21 protein-coding genes and 2 pseudogenes are annotated in these 25,081 nt (G+C 57.4%); 6 read left to right on the top strand and 17 right to left on the bottom strand.

Annotated elements, in window-relative coordinates; genetic code table 11:
- Positions 1-1,173: 1,173 nt before the first annotated feature.
- Positions 1,174-1,503, top strand: a complete 330-nt coding sequence (locus tag PSV26_RS07240) for an AlpA family phage regulatory protein (protein WP_366945978.1) — start codon at positions 1,174-1,176, stop codon at positions 1,501-1,503.
- Here the strand turns inward: PSV26_RS07240 and PSV26_RS07235 are convergent.
- Positions 1,476-2,801 carry an integrase arm-type DNA-binding domain-containing protein gene (locus PSV26_RS07235; protein ID WP_300569294.1) on the bottom strand — a complete coding sequence of 442 codons (1,326 nt, stop codon included), beginning with the start codon at positions 2,799-2,801 and terminating at the stop codon, positions 1,476-1,478. The two genes, PSV26_RS07240 and PSV26_RS07235, sit on opposite strands and share 28 nt — an antisense overlap.
- 405 nt (positions 2,802-3,206) lie before the next feature.
- On the opposite strand from PSV26_RS07235, the gene PSV26_RS07230 reads away from it, so the two are divergent.
- The 3 genes and pseudogenes from PSV26_RS07230 to PSV26_RS07220 all read left to right on the top strand — a co-directional run bounded on the left by PSV26_RS07230 (position 3,207) and on the right by PSV26_RS07220 (position 5,428).
- The gene (locus PSV26_RS07230; RefSeq protein WP_300569291.1) at positions 3,207-4,568 is read left to right on the top strand and encodes an integrase family protein; all 1,362 of its coding nucleotides are present in this window, start codon (positions 3,207-3,209) and stop codon (positions 4,566-4,568) included.
- A 68-nt stretch (positions 4,569-4,636) separates the two neighbouring features.
- Positions 4,637-4,992: pseudogene (locus PSV26_RS07225) on the top strand (MotA/TolQ/ExbB proton channel family protein); the annotation flags it as partial.
- A gap of 23 nt (positions 4,993-5,015) precedes the next feature.
- Positions 5,016-5,428: pseudogene (locus PSV26_RS07220) on the top strand (biopolymer transporter ExbD).
- Positions 5,429-5,591: 163 nt separating this feature from the next.
- Here the strand turns inward: PSV26_RS07220 and PSV26_RS07215 are convergent.
- The 5 genes from PSV26_RS07215 to PSV26_RS07195 all read right to left on the bottom strand — a co-directional run bounded on the left by PSV26_RS07215 (position 5,592) and on the right by PSV26_RS07195 (position 11,054).
- Positions 5,592-6,763, bottom strand: a protein-coding gene (locus tag PSV26_RS07215) for an IS3 family transposase (RefSeq protein WP_123787470.1) whose coding sequence is annotated in 2 segments (ribosomal slippage) — positions 5,592-6,496 and positions 6,496-6,763 — 1,173 coding nt in all. Because the reading frame shifts where the segments join, the coding sequence is not laid out codon by codon here.
- Positions 6,764-6,922: 159 nt separating this feature from the next.
- The gene (locus tag PSV26_RS07210) at positions 6,923-7,963 is read right to left on the bottom strand and encodes a hypothetical protein (RefSeq protein WP_300569285.1); all 1,041 of its coding nucleotides are present in this window, start codon (positions 7,961-7,963) and stop codon (positions 6,923-6,925) included.
- Complete coding sequence (locus PSV26_RS07205) at positions 7,960-9,129, bottom strand: inovirus-type Gp2 protein (protein ID WP_300569282.1); 1,170 nt, start codon at positions 9,127-9,129, stop codon at positions 7,960-7,962. Before PSV26_RS07205 ends, PSV26_RS07210 begins: the two co-directional genes overlap by 4 nt.
- Positions 9,130-9,387: 258 nt before the next feature.
- A complete protein-coding gene (locus PSV26_RS07200; protein WP_300569279.1) occupies positions 9,388-10,653 on the bottom strand; it encodes a DUF3987 domain-containing protein in 1,266 nt (421 codons plus the stop codon).
- A gap of 203 nt (positions 10,654-10,856) precedes the next feature.
- A complete protein-coding gene (locus PSV26_RS07195) occupies positions 10,857-11,054 on the bottom strand; it encodes a DNA-binding protein (RefSeq protein WP_300569277.1) in 198 nt (65 codons plus the stop codon).
- 165 nt (positions 11,055-11,219) lie between these two features.
- Between PSV26_RS07195 and PSV26_RS07190 the strand changes: the two genes are divergently transcribed.
- Positions 11,220-12,227 carry a hypothetical protein gene (locus PSV26_RS07190; protein ID WP_300569274.1) on the top strand — a complete coding sequence of 336 codons (1,008 nt, stop codon included), beginning with the start codon at positions 11,220-11,222 and terminating at the stop codon, positions 12,225-12,227.
- Between the two features lie 316 nt (positions 12,228-12,543).
- Here the strand turns inward: PSV26_RS07190 and PSV26_RS07185 are convergent, their stop codons facing one another.
- The 11 genes from PSV26_RS07185 to PSV26_RS07135 form a co-directional block, all read right to left on the bottom strand.
- On the bottom strand, positions 12,544-12,921 hold the full coding sequence (locus PSV26_RS07185; protein WP_300569271.1) for a hypothetical protein: 378 nt from the start codon (positions 12,919-12,921) through the stop codon (positions 12,544-12,546).
- A gap of 42 nt (positions 12,922-12,963) precedes the next feature.
- Positions 12,964-13,920, bottom strand: a complete 957-nt coding sequence (locus PSV26_RS07180) for a cation diffusion facilitator family transporter (protein ID WP_300569268.1) — start codon at positions 13,918-13,920, stop codon at positions 12,964-12,966.
- Between the two features lie 111 nt (positions 13,921-14,031).
- The gene (locus PSV26_RS07175; RefSeq protein WP_300569266.1) at positions 14,032-14,409 is read right to left on the bottom strand and encodes a hypothetical protein; all 378 of its coding nucleotides are present in this window, start codon (positions 14,407-14,409) and stop codon (positions 14,032-14,034) included.
- Between the two features lie 37 nt (positions 14,410-14,446).
- The gene (locus PSV26_RS07170; protein ID WP_300569263.1) at positions 14,447-17,560 is read right to left on the bottom strand and encodes an efflux RND transporter permease subunit; all 3,114 of its coding nucleotides are present in this window, start codon (positions 17,558-17,560) and stop codon (positions 14,447-14,449) included.
- Between the two features lie 16 nt (positions 17,561-17,576).
- Positions 17,577-19,256, bottom strand: a complete 1,680-nt coding sequence (locus PSV26_RS07165; protein ID WP_300569260.1) for an HlyD family efflux transporter periplasmic adaptor subunit — start codon at positions 19,254-19,256, stop codon at positions 17,577-17,579.
- Positions 19,253-20,533 carry a TolC family protein gene (locus PSV26_RS07160; RefSeq protein ID WP_300569257.1) on the bottom strand — a complete coding sequence of 427 codons (1,281 nt, stop codon included), beginning with the start codon at positions 20,531-20,533 and terminating at the stop codon, positions 19,253-19,255. The genes PSV26_RS07165 and PSV26_RS07160 overlap by 4 nt, the downstream gene beginning before the upstream one ends.
- An 86-nt stretch (positions 20,534-20,619) precedes the next feature.
- A complete protein-coding gene (locus PSV26_RS07155; protein ID WP_300569254.1) occupies positions 20,620-20,973 on the bottom strand; it encodes a hypothetical protein in 354 nt (117 codons plus the stop codon).
- A gap of 967 nt (positions 20,974-21,940) precedes the next feature.
- Entirely contained in the window at positions 21,941-22,600 is a 660-nt protein-coding gene (locus PSV26_RS07150) for a thioredoxin domain-containing protein (RefSeq protein ID WP_300569251.1), read from the bottom strand.
- Complete coding sequence (locus tag PSV26_RS07145; protein WP_300569248.1) at positions 22,597-23,034, bottom strand: disulfide bond formation protein B; 438 nt, start codon at positions 23,032-23,034, stop codon at positions 22,597-22,599. Before PSV26_RS07145 ends, PSV26_RS07150 begins: the two co-directional genes overlap by 4 nt.
- Positions 23,031-23,555, bottom strand: a complete 525-nt coding sequence (gene lspA, locus PSV26_RS07140) for a signal peptidase II (protein WP_300569245.1) — start codon at positions 23,553-23,555, stop codon at positions 23,031-23,033. Before lspA ends, PSV26_RS07145 begins: the two co-directional genes overlap by 4 nt.
- A gap of 93 nt (positions 23,556-23,648) precedes the next feature.
- Positions 23,649-24,032 (bottom strand): hypothetical protein, encoded by a 384-nt coding sequence (locus tag PSV26_RS07135; protein WP_300569242.1) that lies wholly within the window; start codon positions 24,030-24,032, stop codon positions 23,649-23,651.
- Between the two features lie 489 nt (positions 24,033-24,521).
- On the opposite strand from PSV26_RS07135, the gene PSV26_RS07130 reads away from it, so the two are divergent.
- Complete coding sequence (locus PSV26_RS07130) at positions 24,522-25,061, top strand: hypothetical protein (RefSeq protein WP_300569239.1); 540 nt, start codon at positions 24,522-24,524, stop codon at positions 25,059-25,061.
- Positions 25,062-25,081: the final 20 nt, after the last annotated feature.

Raw genomic sequence — 25,081 nt, 5'->3', positions numbered from 1 at the left:
CATGCTTGGGTGACGTGAGTGGGCAAGTCTCCCAAGATCACAGGGGCCATCCAATCCAGCTCTGACAGGCATACGCCGCAGATCGGATCACCACCACCTTCCTGATTGATCGGCTGAAAGACCTGCTGAATCAATCCGCACTCAACGCACTCGCCTCGCTCAGCCCGAAACAGCACAACCAGTGCCGGCTCTCCTGGGTCACGAGGGGGCATAGACCAGTGTGAGGCACCCCAACCCGTTGCATCCTCTACCGTAGTCGTCACTAGTTGAAATGACTGTGTCAAACGAAGTGGTTGACCCCTGGGCACAAGCCCGCGCTCCGAGGCAAATCGCAGAAGGGCCGAAAATTGCGCCTGTGTTGCTCCCTCGAAACTCCAGCCGCTCGCCAGTGCTCTCTCCAACACGTTGAGTGCCATAGACACTCGTCTGCTTCCAATGACCTCATCGCAAAGCCGGCGAGCCTTGTCGGCTTTCTTTGCGAGCTTTTGCAGTTCTACTTGGACAAGAAGGGATGGCTCAAACTGGAGCGCCGACTTTTTCCCATTGCATGAGCTGCATGCAGGCAACCAATTTTCGAATGAGTTTAGGCTGAACGAAGCGGGGAGGCCAAGCTCCGCCTTAGCAGCGTCAAATAACGAGGGGGTCGCGAGCAGGTGTTCTGGCAGAACATGGTCGACTGCCATTGAGGTGAAATCGAGTGGAGCCCCACAAAGATAGCACTTCGTGCCATGTGCCAAGAATATCGCATACCGTTGCGCCGCGGAAAATTTATACCTAGACATGCCGCTATCCTTCATCATCTCACCGTAAGGACATCAGCATCTGCTCGTTTGTCCAGCGCCACACAGCCACGTGTATGACCCGACATTCGGCATTCTTCTGAATACCTAATGCTCCCAGAAAGCCGTCTTCCCGGGCGACGACTCATGCCGATAGTACCTGTTCCGTTAAACCAAGCTAAGGTTGCAATCAGCCCTTGGGCGACGATCAAGGGCATGGTCCAATTCGCGGTTGCGCATTCTGTCGGAAGGAATTGGTGCGCCGGCGGTCATAAAAAATTGTCCCCCTAGCGATCCTTTCAGAAGCCCATCATTCGACGGCCATTACTGGCGAGGATTTCTTGGAGAAAGTCAGTGCCGGACTGGTTTTAAGCCAATCAATTGCCCCTCTACGATGCTACGCGACGGACTGCGCTCGCTTGAGTTGCTGTGGGCATCATTGAGACGCATCCTCTCGGAATCCTCCGAGAAAGGCTCGTCCATGTTGTTCCATCAGACTTTGCCGAAGATGCCGACGTCAAAAGCACCGCCTGCGTTCTATCGGTTGCGCGACGTCATCCGCATCACATCACTTAGCCGATCCACGATCTACCGGCGCGTGGCGGAAGGTCGTTTTCCGTCGCCAATCCATTTGAGCGGCCGGGCCTCGGGCTGGCCCAGTTCAGCGTTGCAACATTGGATTGATGACCCAGAAGGCTATAGAGCGGGTACTAACCCAACATGACCATCTTGCAACGTCCCGGTTGCAGTTTGCTGGGACTGGTCGCGAAGTGGCGCCACGGCCTTCCTTGCGGCCAGATCATCCAGTAGGTTCGCCCACAGCTGAATCATCCGCCGACGCTGGTCCAGGAAAGTCGCTCGGTCGTAGCTCCCCCCCAATTCTTCGTCGGAAACGTGGGCCAGGTGCCGCTCGATAATCTCGCGATCCCACCCCAGCAGTTCTCGAATCAGCGTCCGGGCTGTGGCTCGAAAGCCGTGCCCTGTTATTTCTTCCCTTGTGTCATAGCCAAGCGTGCGTAGCGCGCTGTTGATCGTGTTGTCGCTCATGTAGCGCGTTTTTTCTGATCGCTTCGCCATGCTGCGGAAGATCGGTCCACTAGGACCGGTCAACGGAAGGATGTCGCGCAGGATGTCAATGGCTTGCGTAGGAAGTGGTACGAGGTGTGCCGGCGTGCGAATGTCCCGCTTCTTCCATTCGCGAAGCTTCATCTTTTCGGGAGGGCACCGCCAGAGGGTTCGTTCGAAGTCGATATCCTCCCAATGCGCAAGCCGCAGCTGCCCGGGGCGCTGGAACAACAGTGGCGAAAGTTGCAAGGCGGCGCGTGTAATGACGTTTCCCTTGTAGGCTCGAATGTCGCGCAGCAACTCGCCGAGCTTCTGCGGATCGGTGATCGCCGCATAGTGGCGAGCACGTGGCGACGGCAGGCCTCCGGTACGGCTGTTCACGAAATTCTTGGCCGGCTCCAGCGCACCCACGTCAACAGCGTATTGGAAGGCGTGCTGCACAGCCTCCCGGACGCGTTGAGCCGTTTCCAGGTTGCCGCGCTCCTTGATGCGATGGAGGCAGCGCACCAGCTCGGTAGGCTTGATGGTCTCCATGGTCAGCGAACCGATCCACGGGAAGATGTGCAGCTCCAGGTGCCGAATTACCTTTTCGGCGTAGCCAGCGGACCATTGACGGTCCTTTTGCGCCTGCGCATGCCAGGCTCGCGCCATCATCTCGAACGTATTGAGCCGAGCCACCCTATCGCGCTCTACCTGCTCCCTGCGGGAATTCCTGGGGTCAATGCCGTCGGCCCGCTTCCCGGCCTCATCGCGGGCCTTCCTGCGCGCCATGGCCAAGGACACGGCTGGATATGAGCCAAAGCTCAGCTTGGCCTGCTTGCCCGCCTGCTTGTAGCGGTAGATCCAAACCTTGCCGTTTGATCTGACGCGAAGGTACAAGCCCTCTCCGTCAGAAAGCATGTATTCCTTATCGCGCGGCTGCGCCGCTTTGATCTGAAGCTCATTGAGCTGTCCCATGGTGTACCCCCGGAGAGACTGAAGTTGAAAATCAGTCTGGGGTACACCTAGGGGTACACGCAAGAACGGGACGTTCTGGGATTCAACGATACCGCTTGAGCCGCCTTTTCAGGCTAAGTCCTTGATTTACAAGGACTTGTGAGCTGTCTTGGGATCGTGTGAGAAAAAGAAGTGGTGGCCTGGGGCGGAATCGAACCACCGACACAAGGATTTTCAATCCTAACAAAAGCACAATTCATTAAGATAGATCACGATTGATTTTCCATCCGAATCTTATTTAAGTTATTGTTTTAATTTAATATTTTATGTTTTTTGTTTCTCAGTAGGTTGATATGAATTGATCCAGAAAACAATAATTTGCCTACATGACGCCTACACGCTGCCTACATGGGCTAGCATCTGTAGATGTCTGAAAATATCAAAGCAGCCTTCACCATATCCCGCGTAGATGGATTTACGTGCCCGCCCAGAAAACAACAAAAACTCTTCTGGGACGCGAAAACGCCGGGTTTGGGCGTTCGTGTTACGGCTGCCCGTGCTAAATCCTTCATATTTGAAGGTCGCCTCTACGGTAAGACGATTCGCCTTACTCTTGGAGACGTACGGACTTGGGAGCTAGGCAAGGCCAGGATTGAGGCGAGCCGGCTAAAGGCTCTGATAGATGGGGGCATTGATCCACGCGAGCATCGAATCGAGCAACAAGTTGCTCATGAACAACGCCAAACTGAAGCCCAGCGTAGAAGCTTCACCTTCGGCGAGGTTTGGGACTTATATGTCGAAAGTCGTAAAGCTACGTGGAGCAAGCTGCACTATCGAGACCATGTCCGACACGCAGCTGAAGGTGGCCACCCTAAAGGGCGAGGCGTTGGCTTGACACAACCAGGTTCGCTGTCGGCGTTACGGCCCCGGAAGCTTTCCGAACTTCACGGAGAACTCATCAGCGAATGGCTTGCGCGAGACGCTGCGCTGAGGCCTACATCTGCCGCACTTTCGTACCGGCTACTTCGCGCATTTATAAGATGGTGTGGCGACACTCCGACATACAGGGGCCTCATTCCGGAGGACGCCTATCAGGCTCGCGCCGTGCGTGATGTGCTGCCACGAGTAAGAGCCAAAGACGGAGACTCTTTGCAGCGGGAGCAGCTAGCTTTGTGGTTTAAGGCCGTCCAGGCACTGCCAAACCGCGTAACTTCCGTATACCTACAGGGGCTACTGATCACAGGCGCCCGACGCGAGGAGCTCGCAGCACTGCGCTGGGATACAGATGTTGATCTCAAGTGGCGAAGCATGACTTTGAATGACAAAGTCGAAGGCACTGGGGGTCGTATCATCCCTATGCCGCCCTACTTGGCCACACTCTTCAATGAACTGCGGCGTCTAAATGAAATGCCCCCGTCTCCTCGGAGGCTCAAACTTTTAAAAGAGCGGGGGCTAACTTGGACACCCTCTCCGTGGGTTTTCCCTAGCCTGACCGCAGCAGACGGAAAGATTGCCGAGCCTCGCGCGGCGCATTTGAAAGCTTTGCAGGCGGAAGAGCTTCCTCACATCACACTCCACGGACTCCGTCGATCATTCGGAACTTTGGCCGAATGGTGCGAGGTACCGGTTGGCGTCGTCGCGCAAATACAGGGCCACAAGCCCTCTGCGATTGCAGAAAAACACTACCGCCGACGTCCGCTCGATTTGCTCCGCAAATGGCACGATCAAATAGAGGAGTGGATGCTCAATGAAGCGGGCGTCAAATGGCGGCCTGAAATCGTCAGCTAGTTTGACAGTGCCCATCCTGGGCAGAAGAATGTTTCCACGCTGGAGATAATGCGCTCGTCTAAAGTACGTCCGGCTTGGCCATCCTCGTCTCGGTCGATTCGACCGCGCCTTTCATCGGCGTGTTCGGCAGGTCTGGGGCATCTACCGCGCTGCTGGCCATCCGCACAGCCGGCCAGGCAACCGCCGACAAGATGGCCGGCCTGATCGGCGAGTCGTTGATCATGACGGCGCTGGGCCTGGCCGTGGCGAGTCCCGCAGTGCTCGGCCACAACGCGCTGGTACGCCGCAACAATGGTGTACCGCAAGAACTCAACCGCTTTGCGCACGACCTCCACGCTTACTTCGTGACCGCCACGCGCGTCGGGCAACGGCAAGCCCGGCCAAGGCTTTACCGATAAAAAAACCTGAGCCCGGCCGGACCTGATTAACCCAACACCGAGACGCACCATGGGTTTTGGAAACCAAGCCCACACCGACGATGTCATGAACGAGATCAACATGACGCCCCTGGTGGACGCTATGATTGTCTGCCGATCATCTTCATCACCACCGTGCCGTTGATGGAACACGCGGTCAACATCGACCTGCCGCGCGCCACCAGCGAGGGGCAGGACAGTAAGCCGAAAACCGTTCACTTCACCGTGGACGGCCAGGGCAGCTACTAACTCAACGAAGCACCGGTGGCCGGCACCGAACTGCCGCCGTGCTTCCAGGCCGCGGCGGCACAAAATCCACAACCCGAGCTGCCCATCCGCAGCGTCAAGGGGGTGCATTAAGGACGTGCGGCCCAGGTCATGGTGGCGGCGCAGGTGTCAGACCTGCGCAGGTTCGGTTTCGTCAGCGAGTACGGCGCGCTCTGAGACAGATGGGGGCGACTTCCGTAATTAAACGAGAGTACTGCCCATGACTTCGTCTTACGTGCCGTGACTCCTCCATGACTCTGTGCAGCCAAACAAGCCGTGGCAACGGCAGATAAATCGCTTTGCCTCCATGGAAATAGGTACGTGTGGGATTCCCCCAATATCACGGACACACAGTTAAGCTTGCGTAGCGTTTTTCAAACTCTACCGGGCTCAATCCATTGAGCGTCGAATGCCGACGCCGGGGGTTGTAGAACCGCTCAATGTAGTCAAAGATATCTGCACGGGCGTCGTCCCGGGTCTTGTACCTGGAGCGAAACACTCTTTCAATCTTCAGCGTCGAGAAGAAGCTCTCCATCGCCGCATTGTCCCAGCACTCGCCCCGGCGACTCATGCTGCAGGTGATGCCCTGATCGGCCAGCAGGCGCTGGAAGTCTTCGCTGGTGTATTGGCTGCCCTGATCGGAGTGATGCATCAACGATGTGGGCTTGCCCCTTCTCCACAGCGCCATCATCAAGGCATCAATCACCAACTGGGCCGTCATGCTCGAACTCATGGACCAGCCCACTGCACGGCGAGAGTACAAGTCCAGCACCACCGCCACATACAGCCAGCCCTCAGCCGTCCAGACGTAGGTGAAGTCAGCTACCCAGCGTTGATTGGGCTCGGCTGCCTCAAACTGCCGGTCCAGGATATTGGCCGCAATGCTGTGCCCAGGACGTTGACCGGTATCCCCGGGCAGCCGTCTGCGTTTGCTGCGTGCCTTTAGCTGGGCAGCCTGCATCAGGCGGGCCACCCGGTTCTCTGAGCAGGCCTCGCCCCAGTCCTGAAGATCGCGCCAGACGCGGGGTGAGCCGTACGTACGGTCACTGGCCGCAAAGCTCTCGCGGATGCGTGTCGTCAGATGTGCGTTGGCTTGGCTGCGCTGGCTGGGCGAACGCGCCGCCCAGTCGTAATACCCACTGGCTGAGACGCTTATCACCCGGCACATCACCCTGACCGGCCACACCGTACGGTGCCGGGCAATGAAGCCGTACTTCACGACGGGTCTTTCGCGAAGTAGCCGAGCGCTTTTTTTATGATGTCGCGCTCCATCTTGACCCGGACCAGCTCGCGTTTGAGCCGATCGATCTCCTGGGTCTGTGCGTTCTTCAAAGGTCGTTCAGTGGCTTTGTCTGCCGGCCCTGAGCCGTATTCCTTGAGCCAGCGACGCAGCACACTTTCGTGGACGCCTAAATCCTGCGCAATAGTGGCAACTGCGTTGCCCGGCTGCAAGGCTTGCCTGACCGCTTCGCGCTTGAATTCGGCTCCAAACTTTCTTCGGGTATTTCCCATTTCTCACTCTCCTCGCTCTTTCAGCGTTTAAGAAAGTGTCCGTTATTTCAGGGGAATCCCAGTGAGCCCACACAGTAACGAATGAACCGACATATTAAAGATGCGAAATCCGAGCCTGGCTCAGTCAGCGCTTACGACCAGGAAACCAACAAAGTGCTTCTAGCAGGATTCTTTTGGCGCCCCGGCAATTTTTGCGGCGATCAAAAGTTTTAGAGCTTTGCTCACCTCTTTCGCTTCCGCTTGTGCGCACTTGAAGTAACCTCGAACATCTGCGACGCGAGTGCCTTTAAGAAACCCAGCTTCCAACGCCTCCAAGGCACAAGCAGCTCGCTCAGCCACTCGACCCTCTGCTTGCCCGGCAACTGCCACCTCTATGGCCGGACTCTGTATCTCATTTATTACCTCATGCACGCCACGTTCGGTCCCAGGTGGTTTCCGCAAGTCCTTCGCGTTAAGAAGAACGGTCCATAGAACACACCCCAAGCCTTCCAGCAAGATAGCCATCGCGATTGCGAGCAGCAACTCCAAGGCGGCTGGCGGAACACCCACCATTTTTGCTGCGGTACTAATGCCGACCTGGCTGCGACTTTTCTCGCTAGCCTCCTGCGCCGCCTTGAACGCAGCTTCGCGCGATTTGGCTTCCTCGATCTTCTGATCAGCTGCGCCAATGTCACGGCGCACCACCTCAGTGCTCCGGTCTCTCCAGTGACAAGAAGTCGAGCAGGGCATACGCTCAGTGCGTATTAGCTTACGCTCAAGCTCAGCCCTCTCGGCCATTAGTTGGGAAACGGGAACGCTCCCGCTGCTGTTTTTGACAACAGGTGATCGTTGGTAACCGCGAGCCGCCTGCTGATCCGCAATGTAGAGGCCATGTATCAGGATCGATAGTAACAAGCAAGACAGCGCCAGCGGCGTGGCGACCAAACGGTAGATCCCGCAAGGCATCAATCCAATGAGCAAGTGTCCCCCAACAACAACCGCTGCGAACAGTGCCGAGAACAAAATCCGCGATTCGCCAGAGCTTCCGAACGCTTGACCCGCATGGACGGCTAAAACGACAGACAGAGCTGTAATGCTCAGCGCCATAGCAAGCGTTATGGCGGCTCTCATCATCCCGGCCCCGCGCGAGCCAAGGGCTATCCAGATGGGGCGGCCACCACCAGTAGCCGGGGAAAAAGTTTGGTCGAAAATCGTTTTCACCATTTTGCGCCTTGACTAGTGGTGGTGATCGAAACAAGCTGAGCCACCTTCAAACGTGGCGCGCCGCCCTTCTTCGGGTCGCGCTGAGGGGGCTGCATCTTGCCAAAGATGTTGGTCATTGCCTTCGGCAACATGGGCACCATTTGCTCCGTTTTGGCCAGGTAGCGCAGGAGCTGACGAAGGTTGTTGCGTTTGGCCGTCTGATAATGTTCGATGTTGCCGATCCCGCAGCGCACGTGGTTCTCCTTCCACGACAAATTACTGTTGTGCGCCCAGCCAAGCCCGTTAGTAACCATTTTCCAGCGCTCTCCAAGCAACTGGCCCTTGTGCGCGTGCTTTTGCTCCTCGGCGCCATCAAAGAAGAATACTGCGTGCAGGTGATACCCGGTATACGGGGCATACTCGATGCACCAGGCATAGCCAATCATGTGCTCAAACAATTCGGGAGCCGTCTTTTTTTTTCCGAAGAAGGCCATGCGGTAATGCTGAAGTTCATCGAAAGAAACAAGACCATCGGACATCATGTCGGCCTGCAGGTCCCCGCCTTCTTCAAAGGTGAGCGCGTTCGTTAGCGCCAATTTGGATTGTTCAATTAGGTGCGCGTCGATCTCCTCCGACGTGAGCATCTGTTTTCTGAGGTAGAAACTGCAAAACACAACCATGCAGCGGGCGCGTGCTTCGAAGCAAGCTGCTTCCAGCCGCATAAAGCTCTCACTGGCCTTCACGTACTTGCTCTCCCAGTCGGCCTGGCGCTTATAGACTTTAGTGTCGGTCGCCGTCCTGCGAATCGTTAGGACGAAGTCAAGCGACTCCTGATGGACATGTTTGCCCGTGATCGGACAGATCTCGAAGGGTGCCATGCCGGCGCAGCTCCGAATCGGATGGCTTTTGTAGACGTCTAAAAACAGTTCGAGGAATGGCTCGAACTGCCGATCAGGGCGCCAGATCAATGCACACATGGGAAGACGCTTCATCATCTCGCCGACCTTCGTCGTACGCAGCCCACCCGTCCTTGTGCGGATGAAGGGCTCCTCGTCGCTTCTCAAGATGGTTTTGACTGTCTCATGGGCCACATAGGGATGGGTTTCGCTGGCTCTGATCAGGATCTGACGTCCGTCGGCACAGTGAAACGTGTGGGTATTATCAAGTTGGGTAAGTTTGCTCATTTTCATTTCCTTCGCGCAATATGCGGTGACGGGGGTGTCGCCCGATTGCGTCCCACACCACTGATCACACGGTTCGGCTAATTAGCCTTTACAGGCAGTGATGTTTCTGTAGATATTTCTATCACTCTAATAACCAGAACTTCCTAGCGTCTTGCACCGCTATGTGACGGCTCACAAGGATCGGCAATGCCGTCTATGCCGCTGATTTTTTGGTCTGTTCGCCACGCACAGTTTTCCGACTGAGGTGTCGCTGTGCTGTCAAGATTTGGGCCACTTAAATCTCATATTGATCGTGTGAAGAAAAAGGCAATCGCCGTCGACCATGGCCTTGTTCTGTCGGCATAGTGTTGGAAGCGCGGACTTAAATCTCGCGACAGTCAATCCGGCATTTGCCACAACGCGAGTGAGTTGTGATATCCGGAGATTGGTGCCCCATTGCCGCGAATTGAACAAAAGCCAATGCTCCAGGTCTGCGGCATCCTCCTCTTGGCGTGTCAGCTTTGGCGCCACATAGGTCATGGCCTCAAAGCTGCGCATATTGACAAGGTCGCGGCGCACCGCGTTCTCGAGCATTTCGAAGGTAATGCAACTATCGCTCCCGTACAGAAAATAGTGACGGGACGCTGCCCTCCGCAGGCTGCGCCATGGATGGCGTAAGGCATAAGCTTGTAGATGCTGACTGCCAGCGCTTGACGCCATCACTCGCGACTGGCGAACAATTTCAAAGTAGAACGCTTTAGCTGATGGGTCGAGCTTCAGTACAGGGCGGCAGACTATTCCGCCGAGATAGCGTTCGATAGTGTTTTCTACTACCTCGATCAGGCGTTGGTGGACTTTTTTCATGCCCGGAATTTCAGTGATGTTCGCTTCAAGGGTTGCCGTGAGCACTCCACTCGGGTCTAGGCGCCATTCGCAACGATCTGCTAGGCCATGCATCAGAGCACCTGATCCGATTCGGGTAAGGATCGGGCCAGAGTAATGCCTTTGCACAAGCAGCGACACCCAATTACGCGTGTGCCTCTTGATGCGCGCGCGACCAGCACCAACCCTGACATTGTTCATCTCCTCCGCACTGTTAATCTTTACGCCGATATTTGCCGATGGACCGAAAAGTTGCTGCAGCATGGGGCCACCATCCGGGCTCAGCATCGAGTGGTTAGGGAACTCTGAGAGCTCTTTAACTAAAGCCTCGCGTGAGACGTTGTCGTGCTGGCGAATTGCCTCGGCAGCCGCTGGATTTTCTTGCGCCGCAGCATCGATGGTGTCTCGTACTACGTGCAGATAGGCACCGGCGACCGTGGACTTTCCTGTGCATGGCTCCCCCTCGTGCACGATAATGTTTCCAGTGGGTCCGACGTCACCGTGCGGCGATTCGACGTCCACCTGGAACTGGGAAATATCACACACCGTATCGCTCATCGTACTTACGATGTAGGGATTGAGTCCGATCCCGACTGCATTTCGGTCAGCTTCCGCCAGGAAGTTGTCCCCTTCAAAAAACGGGTTCAACAAAGAACTTTCCATATATATCTCTAACTTTCGTAATCATTAAGGTTTTGCCAGCGCGTTCTATCGCTGTTGAAGCTATCAGGCTCAGGTAGTGCAATTAGAATCAAGGCAGGTAGATGAGGGGCCCCTCATTGCCGTTATGGCAAGTCCTGCGGCGCTGTGACAATTGAGCTGAAGTCGGCGGCCGATTTCCTGGTAAATCGGAGCCGATGGTGCCTCTAGCCTTCGCGATTCGCCAAAACTTGGCAGTTGGGCCAAGCGAGGCGGCCGTTCGCAAGTTTTCGCGCGGCGACGCCGTGATACGTTCCCGTCTGGCAACGGCGCTTAATGACGGTCTGCGGTTCGACGAAATTCAGGTTGGCGAATTCCTCTGTGCTGAGAGGGTGGTCTCCCTTCGGGTTAGTTTTGGTGTCCATGGCATGCTCCTAAAGGCCGCGAAATCCATTACGAGAAATTCGGTTGAGTTGATGTTCGCGACTGAGCACAATTAGAGGTTTTCTGCCCTGCTGGAAAAAGGGGCCAACGGGAGGGGGTTCTCGGCACCTATACTTTAGTATTACTTTTTTGAGGGAGACGTAAGTTTGACCGAGGCTAAATATCCAGATTCCCTTTACTCATATCTGCACAACAGCGTCAGTAAAGCTCTTTCCTTGGAGTACGGCATACGTGCGTCCAATCAGATTAATGAGCAGGAGATGAACGAGTTGAAAGAATGGGAAGTGCTGCTGCGCGAGTATTGGCAGGCTGCGGGAGCTTCGGAGGATGAGATATTGGATTCCAACCTCTTGGAGTACGCGTGGGATCTGATTCAGTTTGGCTACCCACTTGGTGAGACGCACGGCAAGTGGCTCCACCCCGAAATTGCAGCTCTTCGTGCAAAGGCGCTTTATGAGTTGCCAGGCGCGTACATCGAACAGCGTCACCTGCTAAATATCCCGGCCGCACGCTTCTTCCGGATCGCAGATTTGATGGCGGGTGCAGATATCGATTCGATGATCAAGACGGTTGTCGACAAGCTTGGCGCGGTAAGAAAGCTTGAGAAGAAAAGTGTCACTTCCCTCGACCAGTACTCAGGGATCACGTTCAGGGCACCTGTAACCGTTCATCCTGCATTCCATCAATCTGGAACCTTACGAAACGGCCGTCCATCTGTGTCTATTTCGGTAGAGCTGGATGGGGACCTTGACGAGGCCGATTGGGAGCGCGCGTTTAAGAATTTCCAATATCGTTACGCTGTGTTGCGTGAGGCGGCTTTAGGCCAAAGCGAAAGAGGATCTGTCACAAGAAAGTTAATTCAAAGCTTTCTAGAGTGGGATTACAAAGGGGCGAACTATGAGTACCCTATTACCAACCACAAGCAAATCGTTCCGTCGCTCATTGGCCTTAAGGTTTGGGATCTACGCAATGTAGATAAACGTAAGGTTGTCGATGCGGTTGCCGCCGGGGCGCGAATCTATAACCCAAAAGATGACACTGGCAGCGTATCGAATATCCAGGACATGTACAAGCTCGCGTCAAAACGGATTAACGCCAAAATTGATAAATTTCGAACTGCTCATTCGAAGTACACGGGCAGAAAGGTTGAGTGAAGTTGACTTGCTGAGGTAGCGCTACGTGCCACCACTTGAGTCTGAACAATTGGAGGAAGCAGCCATCGAGCTTTGACGGGACACCAACCTTCGCGCATTGCCGCCAGCAGATGCAGCAGAGCTCTGGTTGACTCCTGTGGGCGTTAGCCTGACTCATGCGCCAGCCGATGACCTGGAGGTGGGTCAAGCTTCATGCGACTGAAACAATTTATCTGGACGATGCGCTCAAGCATCCGCAATGAATTGGCTGAGCACATTTAGCTCTTTGCCATGATCGCAAAGAGCAGCCCAATACCGTCCTAGCGCTGACCGATGCTTACTTCTTCAAGAGCGGCTGAAATTTTTGTGGCTCGCTTCGGGGAATGAGTGGACTATCGCAATCGGTCACCTTCACGTACACAAGGTCTTCCACCCGCGCACCATCACTCGGGCCGAATGGAACTACTCGCTTTCGCGGTCGGCTCAAGTGCTTGTACGACAGCACGATAAACATATCTGCCGCAAGATAATGTGGCGACGCGCTCACACGGCAATCTGAGAACTGGGGCTTCGCAATTTCGCTAGAGCGTTCTATTTGAATGACCTTGGCTTCGCGCCAGCCGTCGCGGAAATCGTACTTGCCTTCGTACACGGTAGTGCAGCCAGCCAGGGCGAAAGCCGCAAGACAGAAAACTGGACTCCAGCTGGATTTCACGTTGGTTGCCTATTTGCGTTGCTATGACCTACAAGCCCGATCCTAATGAACGTGGGTTGAGTGACTTTCTGGTATTTCAGTGGTGCTTGGACGCCGCTCAATAAAGTTACAGCCATCAGCGCTGTGTTCGCACGCCACCAGCTCACACTGAATCGTGGTGTGAAAGACCTCAAAACGTTTCGCCACAAGAGCCTGGATGTTTTCAATGATCTGCGCGGGAGCAACATCCGATCTGTGTACAACGTGGGCGGTCAGGCTATTCTTGCCGCTGGTCAGGACCCATACGTGCAGGTCGTGAACTTCAGTGACGCCCGCAACCCCCAGCATGGCGGCCGTCACATCATCCAGCGAGAGCCCTTCGGGCGTTCCTTCCAGAAGAATATTCAGGCTTTCTTTCAACAAAATCCATGTCCGAGGGAGGACCCACAACCCAATACCAGCCGCAACCAAGGTATCTACCCAAGTCCAGCCGGTATATCGAATCACTACCGCAGCAACAATCACGCCCAATGAGCCGAGCATGTCGCTCCATACCTCCAGGTACGCTCCTTTGATGTTCAGACTGGTGTCTTTGCCGGCGCTGAGCAGGCGCATGCTGATGAGATTGATGACGAGGCCTATGGTGGCTACCACCAACATGCCGGTGGTTTGTACTTCACCCGGATTTTGAAAGCGCTGATAGGCTTCATACAGAATGTAGATCGCCACGCCAAACAGCAGCAGCGCGTTGAATGCCGCAGCCAGGATTTCGAAACGGTGATAGCCGTAAGTGCGTCGGGCATCAGCGGGCCGTCTTGCAATGCGCACGGCGGCCAGTGCAATGGCCAACGCTGCGGCATCGGTAAACATGTGCGCCGCGTCAGCTAGAAGAGCCAGACTATTGAGTAAGAAGCCTGCTGCCGCCTCTGCCACCAGGAAGGTGGAAGTCAGAATCAGCGCTACCCAAAGAGTGGTTTCCTTTTTGTTCTCGGGAATAGCGTGTGAATGTCCAGCACTCATTTTTTGGATTCCTTATTCGAGTGAGCCTTGGTACGACCGGTCCCGCTTGGACGAAAAACCGTCTGAACGGCAAAGTGCCGCCAGCTGGCGGCACCCTGCGTAGATTGACGGTTATTTCACTTCAAACCGTGCCGTCGCCGGCGGTTTGCCGGCTAGTGTCACTACTGCAATGCCTTTGGTGCCTTTGGCGACCTTGAACGCGCCTTTGGCTTCAAGCTTGTCGCCGGCGGGGGTCAGTTCCACTTCTGATTTTTCCGAGCCATTTAGCAAAGTCACCTTGGCCTTGGCGCCGTCCAGCTTCACCGCTTTGCCGTGGTCACTGATATGGATCTGCAATGTGTCGGACTTTGCGACGATCTCGAAATCACCGGCTTTGGTCTCCACCACCACACCGCCGAATTTCGGATCGTGGCCGTGGGCCCCTGCGGCTAGGGCGGCTGCGCCGGAGAGCGCGAGGGAGGCTGCAAGGAAGAGTTGGTTGAGTTTCATGGAAAACCTTTCAGTAAAGTTAAAGAGCGAAGGAAAATCAAAACGATTCGGTTCCGGAGTCGGCGACCAGCGCTTCAATCGGCTTGCGGCCAAACAGCGCAACCATGGCCGGTGTCAAAAACGAGTCGAGCAGGGTCGAGGTGATAAGCCCCGAGAAAATCACCACTGCCACCGGGTGCAAAATTTCGGTGCCCGGCATGTCGGCCTCGAAGAGGAGAGGCGCCAGCGCCAGCGCCGCCACCAGCGCGGTCATCAGCACCGGCGTGAGTCGCTCCTGAGAGCCACGCAACAGCATTGCCGTGCCGAAGTTTTCCCCTTCAAAGGCACACAGGTTGATGTAGTGCGACACCTTCAAAATCCCGTTGCGGATCGCGATGCCGGCCAGCGTGATGAAACCCACCAGCGCCGCCACCGACAGCGGCTGGCCCGACAGCCACAAACCCACCACCGCGCCGACCAGTGCCAGCGGTATGTTGGCCATGATGATGGCGGCCAGTACCCCGGATCTGTAGCGCGAGTAAAGAATCAAGAAGATCATCGCCACTGAGCCCAGCGACAGCAGGCCGATCAGTCGCGACGCGTCTTCCTGCGCCTGGAACTGCCCGCCTATCGTGATGAAGTAGCCCTCGGGCAGAGTCGTGGCGGCAATCGCAGCACGCATGTCAGCCACCACGTCACTGAGCGCGCGGCCTTGGGTATTGGCCGACAGCACGATGCGCCTGCGTCCGTCGTCGCGGCTAACCTGGTTCGGGCCGTCGCCTTCCTCGACGCTGGCAAGCTGGCTTAGCGGCACACGTCCGCCCGGTGTGTCAATCATCAGGTTGCGCAGACCTTCGATGCCGCGGGAAGCTTCCGGCAGGCGCAGCACCAGGTTAAATCGTCGGCTGCCTTCCACGATTTGCGTGACTTTCTCGCCGTCAATCAGCACCTGAAGCTCCTGCAGCAGTTTGGCCGGCGGCAGTCCCAGGCCCAACGCGCGGTCATAGTCCACCTGGATCTTGATCTGCGGCGTCAATACCTGTTTTTCGACCTCGAGGTCCACCACGCCCTGGATGCCCGCGAGTTTTTGCCGCAGCGCTTCGGCCTGCGTGCGCAGGGTGTCCAGATCATCGCCAAAAATCTTGATCGCGATCTGCGAACGCACGCCCGACAACATGTGGTCGATGCGGTGGCTGATAGGCTGGCCGATTCCGATAGCCGCTGGCAAGGTAGAGATACGGCTGCGGATGTCAGCATAGACCTCTTCCACGCTGCGGTCGCTGCGTTTGAGCTTGAGGTCAAGCTCCGACACATGCACTCCCTCGGCATGCTCATCAAGCTCGGCCCGGCCCGAGCGACGGCCCACATGCTCCACCTCGGGCACATCGACCAGGGCTTTTTCGGCGATGCTGCCGATGCGGGCTGACTCGGTCAGTGTGGTGCCCGGGTTGAGGCGCAGGCCGACCAGCGCCACGCCTTCGTTGAAAGGCGGCAAAAACGTGGTGGGGAAAAACGGCACTGCCGCCATGGCCAGTACGGCCGCTGCAGCGCCGGCCAGAACCCAAGCTCGCGGCGCCTGCAGCACACGGTTCAACGCACCGGAATACCGTGTCTTGACCCAGGTTTGAACTTTGGTATCTCCGTGCTCCAGACCCTTGATCTTGGGCAGCAGGTAGTAGGACATCACCGGCGTGAGCGTGACCGACACCACCATGGATGCGAGCAATGACACGATATAGGCAATCGCCAGCGGCTGCATCAGCCTGCCCTCAATGCCGGGCAGGAAAAACAGCGGCAATAGTACCAGCACGATGATGACGGTGGCGATCAAAATGCCGGAACGAACTTCCAGCGTGGCTTTGGCAATCAGCTCCAGCGGCCCCAGGCGTCGCTCCGGGTGGGCGGCGCGGTCCATTTTTAGGCGGCGCAGTACGTTTTCCACACCGACCACCGCGTCGTCCACCAGTCCACCGATGGCAATCGTGAGGCCACCCAGGGTCATGGTGTTGATCGACAAGTCGAAGTAACGGAACACCAGCACCGTGATCATCACCGACACCGGAATCGCCGTCAGCGAAATCAGCGTGGTGCGGATGTTGAGCAAAAAGAAATACAGCACCACCGCCACCACCGCGGCCGCCGCGAGCAGCTTGCCGCGCAAGGTGTCCACCGAGGTTTCGATGAAATTCGCCTGGCGCATCGTGACTTTGGGTTCCCCCATGCCGGGTGGCATGCCCTTTTTCAGCTCCTCGATAGCGGCCTCGACTTTTTCCGTCAGGGCCACGGTATCGGCATCGGGTTGCTTCTGGATGCCCAAGATCACCGCGGGCTGCCCGTTCAGGCCGGCATCGCCGCGCTTGATGGCTGGCGCGAACGTAACCGTGGCCACCTGGTTGAGCTGGATCGGTTTGCCGTTTTGAAAGGCCACCGGCAAGCGCTCCAGGTCCTGCAGCCGGGTCGTGCGGCCGATGTTGCGAATCAGGTACTCGCGCGAGTTGAGTTCAAGAAAACCACCGCTGGTGTTACCCGAAAAACCTTTAAGCGCAGCTTCGATGCTTTCGAGGTCAATCTTCAGCGCCGCCATGCGAGCGGTGTCGGGCTGCACCTGATATTGGCGCACCTCGCCGCCAATCGGCACCACCTGGGCCACACCCGGCAAGGTAAGCAGACGGGGGCGCATGACAAAGTCAGCGTATTCACGCACCGCCATCGGGCTGATCTTGCTGGTGTCGATAGGCAGCGCCAGCAGCATGATTTCGCCCATGACCGAGCTGATGGGCCCCATGCCGACATGCTCCACGCCTTGCGGCAGCTGTTCGCGCACGAGTTGCAGGCGTTCGCCCACCATCTGGCGCGCGCGGTAGATGTCGGTCTTCCAGTCGAAGGTGACATAAACAAAGGACAAGCCGACGCTGGAGATCGAGCGGATGCTTTCCACGCCCGGTATGCCGCCCATGGCGATTTCCAGCGGCGCGGTGATGAGCTGCTCGACTTCTTCGGGCGCCATGCCACCGGCTTCGGCCTGTAGTGTCACCGTGGGTTTGTTCAGATCGGGGAACACGTCCACCGGCATCTTGACCAGCGTGAGTGCACCCACCAGCAGCAGCACCACCGACAGCACCACCACCATCAGGCGGTTGGCGAGCGAGGCGTGTATAAGTTTTTCAAACATGTTGTGCGGCCTTGCTTCAGCGAACCTGGTTGACCAGGGGCGCGCCTTGCGTCACTACCCGGTCACCGGCTTTGAGGCCATCGACAATCGCCGCGGTGCTGCCGTCAAGCGGCACCTGTCGCACGGTCCGCGGCTGGAACACCTCGGCGCCGGTATGCAGCCAAACCATGTCCTGGTTGCTGGTGTTCTTGACCACGGCACCGATGGGCACTGCAAAGCCCTTGACCTGGCTTTTCGTCTGCACCGTCACTTTGACCGGCTGGTTGATGGACAGTGGAGGAGTATTTTTTCCCGGCACGGTGCGGAACACCAGGGGAATCGCACCTTCGCGCAGGCTGCTGCCGGCACCGACAAACTGCAAGGGCACGCTGGTGCCAGGCGCCGCGCTAGCGCTGGCCGAAGCGATGTTGGCGGCCAGCGCGGCATCAAAGGCACTGGCTTCCACACTCATGCGCGACGGATCGACAATTTCGAACAGTACTTCGCGCCCTTCAACCACCTGGCCGGCCACCACGTTCGCAGCGGCAATCACCCCCGACACAGGTGCGACCAGGGCTTCGGTGGCTGATACGCTGCCGGCGACCGCTGCAGCACGTTGCTGCAGGCTGGCCACGTCAGATTGAGCGGCTTCAATGTCCTTTTGCGGTACTGTGCCTTCGAGTTGCTGCAGACGCTCCACGCGCCTGCGGGCTAGGTTCAGGCTGGCATTGAGTTCAGCGCTTTGCGCCTGCTGGTTGGCGCGGTCAATCGCACTGCTGGAGGCACGGACCACCGCAAGGACTTCTCCCTTGCGTACCGCCTGTCCGAGTTGCGGCAGGCCGCGCGGCCCGGCTTCGATGCGCCCGGCCTGAGTCGGCTGCACCTTGCCGCCGGCATTGCTGTCCAGTACTACCCGGCCTGTCAGCTCGACCGTGGTCGGCAGAGAAGCCTCTTCAACGCTGATGGTTCGCACGCCGAGTTGACGCTGGCTGGCCTTTGGCAAAAACACGCCGCCATCTGCCAAGCGCCGTGGCGCGTTGCCGCCCGCCGCGGGCGCCGACTCCTCACCGTGATCGTGGCCCGGTCCCGCCTGCGCGTCCAGCGTGGCTGTTGCGCCCAGACCCAGGACGCAGGCGGCCATCAAAATACCGGCCAGGCTTTTACGCCGGCGGTTTCGCCATGCCATCGCGACCACCGCCGCCAGCACCAGAGCAACGCCCGCCGACGCTGCCCAGCGCAGCCAGGGTTTCGTCGCGCCGGCGTGATCGTCTTCCGCATGTGGGTCGGTAATGACCAGGTCGCCGGCCAGCAGGTCGGTGTCTTTGCCTGCGGCGACGACAAAATTGACTGCCAGCGTTCCCGGTTGGCCCAGCACCTCATGTTTAAAGCTGTAGCTGCCGTCCGGCTGGGGCGCGGCGGTCCCTTTGGCTGCACCGGCCTCAACCTCGATCTTTGCATCGGTGACCGGCTCGTTGCTGGTGTAGCGGTCCAGGTAAATTTTCATCTCGCTGTTCTCGACGATGCCGACCAGCTCGAACAGGTCGGAGTGGCTGGTAATACGCGGTGAGGTAACTGCGCCGGCTGCCGCTGGCGCCTCGGCGCCGTGGTCTCCCGCCGCCCAGACCGGGGCGAACAAACCAGACGCTATTAAAAAAATAGCTGCCAGCGCTTGCTGGACATGGGCTAAAGGCTTTTTTGGCTTGTAAATGGGGTTCATGGGAGCAGTCCAAGGGCTTGGTTCAATTGGGAAATGGCACGCTGAAGGCCCACACGGGCGCGCGCCAGGGACAGGTCGGCTTCAAATTTCTCACCGTCGGCGCGCAGCCGCGTCGGCAGGTCGGACTCACCAAGGCGGTAGGCCTTGGCCACCAGGGCTTGCACCTCGGTGCTCAGGCGAGCGCGCTCGGCCATGCTGGCCTGCGTGCGGCGGGCGGCGTCGAGCTCAGCCAGTGCCGATGCGAGTTCGGTCTGTACCTGCCGCTGGGTGGCATCCAGTTCGGCCTGCGCGGCGTCGAGTTCTGCGCGCGCCGCAGCGATGCGCGGCGCATTGCGGTTGTCCGTGCCGAAGGGAATTTTTATCGCCAGACGCACGCTGTTCTCGCTCGCGGCGCCAAAGGCCGAGCGTTCCCGCGTGATTCCGACGCCGATTGACATGGGGTCGCGCTTGTCGGTTTCGCTCAGTTCCAGCGTTGCTTGCGCCGCCTGGACCCGCGTCTGCGCGGCCTGTAATGCGGGGTGTTCAGGACTCAAGACGGGGTTGGCGGACGGCTGCGTTTCATCCAGCAGCGGCACACCTGCCAGACCGGTCAGGGCTAGCCACTGGTTTTGCAGGCGGGCCAGTGCCTGCTGCGCCTGCTCCCGTCCGCTAGCGGCCTGCTGGGCCAATGACTGCGCCTGCAAGCCGTCTACGCGAGCGCTGTCGCCGGCTTTCACGCGGCGCTCCACATCCTGCGCCAACGTCAGCGCCTCGCTGTGTTTGCGTTCGGCCAGGTCGCGTTCAGTACGGGCTACGGCCACGCTGGCGGCTGCTTCGCGCACCTCCGCAGCCAGTTTCAGCCGCGCTACCTGTTGCTGAGGATCGAAGCCTAAGCGTAGAGCTGCCAGCTCACGCTGCGCGGCGCCACGCACGCCCGGGCTCCAGATCGGCAGGTCGAGCTCGGCTTCGTATTCCCGTAAGCCGCCGTTGTTGTTGAAGCGGTCGCTGCGCTGGGCCAGCAAGGCGCTGGGCGAGCCGTTAATCCACGACGATGCCGCGCGCTCCCTGGCCTGCAATTGGGCGCGGCGGCTGTCTGCGCTGCGGGCCGCCGGGCTCAGGGCCCAGGCCGCGTCCACCGCCTCCCGCAGGGTGGTGCCGCCGGTGGGCGCTGCGGCTCCGGCTAAGGAGGGTATGGGGCGCGGCGGCGCTGTCTGGGCACTGGCGAGCGTAATCGCGGCCGGCACCAACAGCCATGCGCAGGCAAGCCGCGACAACCGGAAAGAGGAAAAATCAAGCAAGAGCGTTCTCCGAAGCAAATCAAGACTTCGGCGAACCTTTGCACTCAGGCACTGGAAAAAGAAAGACTTTTGAAGCGCCCGTCAGGTCAAAGGTTCACCACCAATGAGGTGGTGGTGAACCATTTAGGGCGTTCGATGCTGTTGGGATGTTCGTGGCTGACCCAGAAGGTCGGCGCTGGCAGCGCGGCGCCAACGACTGCGTCATTGAAACGCAGGCCAAGCGTAGCCAGCATGTCAGAGGCATGGCCGCAGTGGCTACAGGTTTCCGAGTGACTGCGGTCACGTTCCGTGTCGAAGCTTGCCCCGGTGTCATCCGCAACGACAAGTTGGGCCGCTATATGACCCCGGTCCTGCGCAGCATCGGCTGCCGAGTGTGCATAGGCGCCACCTGACAGTAGCGCCAACCAGACAATCAGTAAGTGACAGACAAAGCGTTTCACGGACCGTATGCTAACACCCGCGAAAGCCCCCGCGCAGGGCAAGGATGAGCTCGGGACTTCGAAGAAATCGCCCAATTCGACAAATATTTGGCAAAGCATCCGCACGAAAGCGCCAAAAAACAGATTTCCAGTAAGCCTGAGTTCAGGAGGTCAACGGATGACAGTCATGCCGGAAAGTAGCTCAAGCGGCCCGGTATGGCATGCATGGGCCGCTCATCAGCTCCTTGCCCACGAAGACATGCGCTGCGTCAATGCCCTCTGATCGAAAAGGATTGCGGGGCTTCGCCGATAAAACACGGCTAAGTGCCGTATCGTACAAGTGTTAGGCCAAAAAATGTTACCGCGAGCGCTTGGATGGACCTCGTTTGCGCGTCGCACTTTCTTTCTTCTGTTTATTTTTTTTTCTGTCACGCCAGCGCAAATAGCCAAGAAATGCGTAAAGCGATAAAACAGTTGCGCCTCCCAACAAAAAGTATGTGGTCAGCTCCCCCTGAGGTACACCAGACAAATCGTGGAATCTACTAAACATTTCGAGGCCTTCAAGCAAAAAAGTTGGTCAATCCGCGTTCATTGGATGCAAAGCTGACGGACCGGATCGTTCCCTAGCGGCTGCGGTCTGCGGGCATTACTCGCGGCTCCATTGGTCTTGTGCAATCAGTGACGTTGATATACACAGGGCTCCCGGTGGTCCACCTCGTTGCAGAGGGAACAGGTACAACGGCTTTCCTCGGACGATTGAGAAAGGGGTAGGAGACAACTGCAAACGTAGATGCCTTAAGTTCCGCAACGCGTGGGTCTTTACGGCAATCGCGAAAAGGCTCCTTTATCAAGCTATCGGCTGAACCAATTTCTAATACCGTGCCTGGGCGCCAACCTGCATCCCAGTCATACTTGCCTTCATAAATGGTCTCACAACCGCTTATGACAACTAAAATAGGGGCCAGCAGGAGATGTGTAAGTAGCAGCTTCATTCGGCATACACCCGTTTGACTTCTTCCTCCACGAGGGCCTTGAGTTGCTCATGGCCGAAATCCATCAACGGTCGCCCATTGACAAAGAACCCAGGCGTCTTTGTGACTTGCAGAGTGCTGGCGTCCGCCATATCCTGGTCAAGCACAGCTTGGGCTTCCGGTGAACCGGCGTCTTGCTTAGCCTTCGCGGCATCCAGGGTGGTTCCCTTCAAAAAGGTCCATATCCGCTCCGGATTAGGATTGTCATGCGCGGCCCAGGCGTCCTGGGAATTCAGTACCACTTCCGTCACCGGAAAAAACAGCTTCTGCTTATGCGCGGCGATGAGGATTTTTGCGGCGACATCAGAGCCTTTGTGGAAAGGAACGAGGCGTACCACGAGCTGCACTTTTCCTTGGTGGCTGTCGACGATGCGCTTGACGAGGGGATAGAAGGCTCTGCAGGTTTCGCAGGCTGGATCAAAAAACTCGACGATGCGGACCTTGGCCTCTGGGGGGCCGTAGGTAGGCGCGTGCGAGCGATTGAAAACGGAACCATTCTCTTGCGCAAGGCGGGCCACGGCCTCGGACTTTTTGTTGAAGTGGCCGTATATGCCAAACGAGAATCCGAGCAGGACTACGATCCCGCAGAGAATGATGGTGAGTTGTTTGTTGGTCATTGTTTGGAGTCTTTCTTCGCTGCCAGCAGGAGCAGCACGATGATGGAAAAGGCGATAAGCGACAAAAGCGGGATGGTGATGAAGCCGACCAACTCCAGCTTTTGTGCCGAGCAAGATTCACCTTTGCCGCAGGGCTGCAGGGTCGCCGGGATGAACCCGCCATAGAGTAGGCAGTGGTAGAAGGCGACAAGCCAGCCGGCGATTGCCAACGGCAGGGCGTACTTCACGCTGCTGGCATCCTGCGTGTAGGCGCCTGCACCAAGAATCAGAACCAGCGGAAACATGGCGATGCGCTGGTACCAACAAAGCACGCAGGGCTCCAAGTCCATGACGTCGCTGAAAAACAGTGCGCCTAGCGTGGAGACAAGGGCCACCAGCCAGCTCACGGTCAGCAATGTCCATTGCCGCTCTGAGGTAAGGGATGAAGCCGTCATGCAGGTTTCTCCGCCGGCTTGTATCTCCATGATGCGAAGAGCAGGAGCGCCGCGCCGCAGACGATACCTATGTCCGCGAAGTTGAATGCCGGCCAGTGCCAACCCCATGCATGGAAATCGAGAAAGTCCACAACATAACCACGCAAGGCGCGGTCCAGACCGTTGCTCAGCGCGCCTCCGAGAATCACCGCATACCCCAACAGTTCAAGCCTGGGGAGCGGCTTTCGCAACATGAAAATCAACCAGGCCGACACGACCAGTGCGATACCGCCAAAGAAGAAGCGCTGCCAGCCGCCCGCGTCCGCCAGGAAACTGAAAGCGGCGCCGTAGTTCCAGACGTGCACCAGGTTGAAGTATCCGGTGACGGACTGACTCCACGCGTACGGCGTGTATTCATGCACCCAGTACTTGGCGGCCTGGTCCGCCAAAAGCAGTACCAGTGCGATCCAATACCCCGCGGGATTTGGACCGGCAGTGCTGCGGCGGGGGCCGACAGTAAGAGGCGGGTTGAGATAGGACATTGTTCAAGCTCGAAAATTCATGAATTCCGACCCCGCAGCGGGGTGCAGGGCCAATGTAGGCCACGCCTGAAATCAGGCGTACCGGGCACGGAATTACAAAATGGGAGGCTTGAAGCTTTGCGCGCGTTCTGCGCTGAAGTAGCCGGATACTACTGAGGGAAAAGAAGGGCGTATTGCGATGTGACCTGGCGCGGCCATTTGGCCTTGGGCCATGACCGCCTGGTGGCATGCCTGGCAGAGATTGCACAGGCCGCAGGGCTGGCCTGAACTGCAACCCGACGGCGCGCCCGGGCTGGCTGCTTCGACGTGGGAGAAACAGGCCGCCGCATGATCGGCGCTGTCCTGGAAGGCGCTCGAACTCACGCTCATTTCCGAAGACAGCATTGGCTCCGATGGGACGGCAAGCACCAGCACGCCAGAAAGGGCAGGCTGAAAAACTATCATGGCGAAAAATAGCAAAAAGATGAGACGGTGCATTGCGGAGGCCTACTGGGAAAAGTTGTCGGGCCGTTCCAGCAGGCCGGAGTAGTTTAACCCAGCCGTGTTCCCCATCAATGGCATTCAGTCAGGCTGACCGCGACTCCAATCAGAATCCCATGCGGCGTGCCGGGCTTTAAAAGGTGGCTTGAAGCCACCGAGGGAGGTGACGGCTCGCAGAACGTACCGTCAGTTGCAAAAGTAGCACCGGGATCCTGCATCTGGACCAAGTTTGTGGATCAGCCCGCTCTATGCAGGATGGGAGTCTGAATATCGCCATCGCATCAGGCCTGAGCAAAGGCGCCAACACCGTCATGCGCTTGAACCATCTAGCGGTATGAGGTCGGCTCGTAATCCCAAGCGACCACCAGAAAGCGGTATTTACCTACGTGCCTTCTCAAGACCAAAGGCACTATATATATCTAACTTACTAGGAGATAGATATGTCAGCTACCCCGAACCAACCCGAAGTAAAGCCAGGCACACACCATGACCACAAAGGGCATACCCCGGGTGACCTGGATCAGCATGGCCACCGCGACACCTCTGTGCAGGAACAGCCAGGTGCCCATCATCCTCATGAAGGGCATGTTCCCGGGGATCTGGACCCTCAAGGCCACCGTGATAAAACCGCACAGCCGAAAAAATAGTGCCATGTCGGCGGGCGATTTTGTCGGCATGGCCATACGAAGGTTACGTAGACAAATAGACGTTCCGTCTAGAGCGTTCCGTGATGGTGTTTGGTGGAGATCGCTGACACCCTCACAGCAACTTACTTATGTGCTTGGGTACATGGATAGCGTCGCTGTCATTGAAAGAGCGACACTAGCATCCACGGCCATACCTTTAGAGTTTGCTTCATTAGGGCATGTGACCGCAGCACAGCTTGCCGGAGAAGTCGATTCGTTCTTTTACTCGAAATCGAGAAGACGAGTGAGTCTGTCCAGCGCCATTTACTACGCTTCGCGTATGCTTTCTGATCCAAGCTCAGATCATTCCGAATTGCTCAAAAAATTAACGCAGCAATAACACGCTGCGATAGACCAAAT

This window comes from Polaromonas sp., assembly GCF_029945685.1.
Lineage (GTDB): Bacteria > Pseudomonadota > Gammaproteobacteria > Burkholderiales > Burkholderiaceae_C > Polaromonas.
Note: the sequence above shows the minus strand (reverse complement) of the source record. Positions and strands in the feature narration are given on the sequence as shown.

What these genes read in the sequence shown, in the direction of transcription:
- lspA (WP_300569245.1), bottom strand. Translation starts at nt 23,555, where the DNA reads ATGTCCTATCTCAACCCGCCTCTTACTGTCGGCCCCCGCCGCAGCACT.
- PSV26_RS07135 (WP_300569242.1), bottom strand. Translation starts at nt 24,032, where the DNA reads ATGCACCGTCTCATCTTTTTGCTATTTTTCGCCATGATAGTTTTTCAG.
- PSV26_RS07130 (WP_300569239.1), top strand. Translation starts at nt 24,522, where the DNA reads ATGACCACAAAGGGCATACCCCGGGTGACCTGGATCAGCATGGCCACC.
- PSV26_RS07235 (WP_300569294.1), bottom strand. Translation starts at nt 2,801, where the DNA reads ATGGGACAGCTCAATGAGCTTCAGATCAAAGCGGCGCAGCCGCGCGAT.
- PSV26_RS07175 (WP_300569266.1), bottom strand. Translation starts at nt 14,409, where the DNA reads ATGAAACTCAACCAACTCTTCCTTGCAGCCTCCCTCGCGCTCTCCGGC.
- PSV26_RS07150 (WP_300569251.1), bottom strand. Translation starts at nt 22,600, where the DNA reads ATGACCAACAAACAACTCACCATCATTCTCTGCGGGATCGTAGTCCTG.
- PSV26_RS07205 (WP_300569282.1), bottom strand. Translation starts at nt 9,129, where the DNA reads ATGAGCAAACTTACCCAACTTGATAATACCCACACGTTTCACTGTGCC.
- PSV26_RS07200 (WP_300569279.1), bottom strand. Translation starts at nt 10,653, where the DNA reads ATGGAAAGTTCTTTGTTGAACCCGTTTTTTGAAGGGGACAACTTCCTG.
- PSV26_RS07195 (WP_300569277.1), bottom strand. Translation starts at nt 11,054, where the DNA reads ATGGACACCAAAACTAACCCGAAGGGAGACCACCCTCTCAGCACAGAG.
- PSV26_RS07230 (WP_300569291.1), top strand. Translation starts at nt 3,207, where the DNA reads ATGTCTGAAAATATCAAAGCAGCCTTCACCATATCCCGCGTAGATGGA.
- PSV26_RS07145 (WP_300569248.1), bottom strand. Translation starts at nt 23,034, where the DNA reads ATGACGGCTTCATCCCTTACCTCAGAGCGGCAATGGACATTGCTGACC.
- PSV26_RS07165 (WP_300569260.1), bottom strand. Translation starts at nt 19,256, where the DNA reads ATGAACCCCATTTACAAGCCAAAAAAGCCTTTAGCCCATGTCCAGCAA.
- PSV26_RS07170 (WP_300569263.1), bottom strand. Translation starts at nt 17,560, where the DNA reads ATGTTTGAAAAACTTATACACGCCTCGCTCGCCAACCGCCTGATGGTG.
- PSV26_RS07240 (WP_366945978.1), top strand. Translation starts at nt 1,174, where the DNA reads ATGCTACGCGACGGACTGCGCTCGCTTGAGTTGCTGTGGGCATCATTG.
- PSV26_RS07180 (WP_300569268.1), bottom strand. Translation starts at nt 13,920, where the DNA reads ATGAGTGCTGGACATTCACACGCTATTCCCGAGAACAAAAAGGAAACC.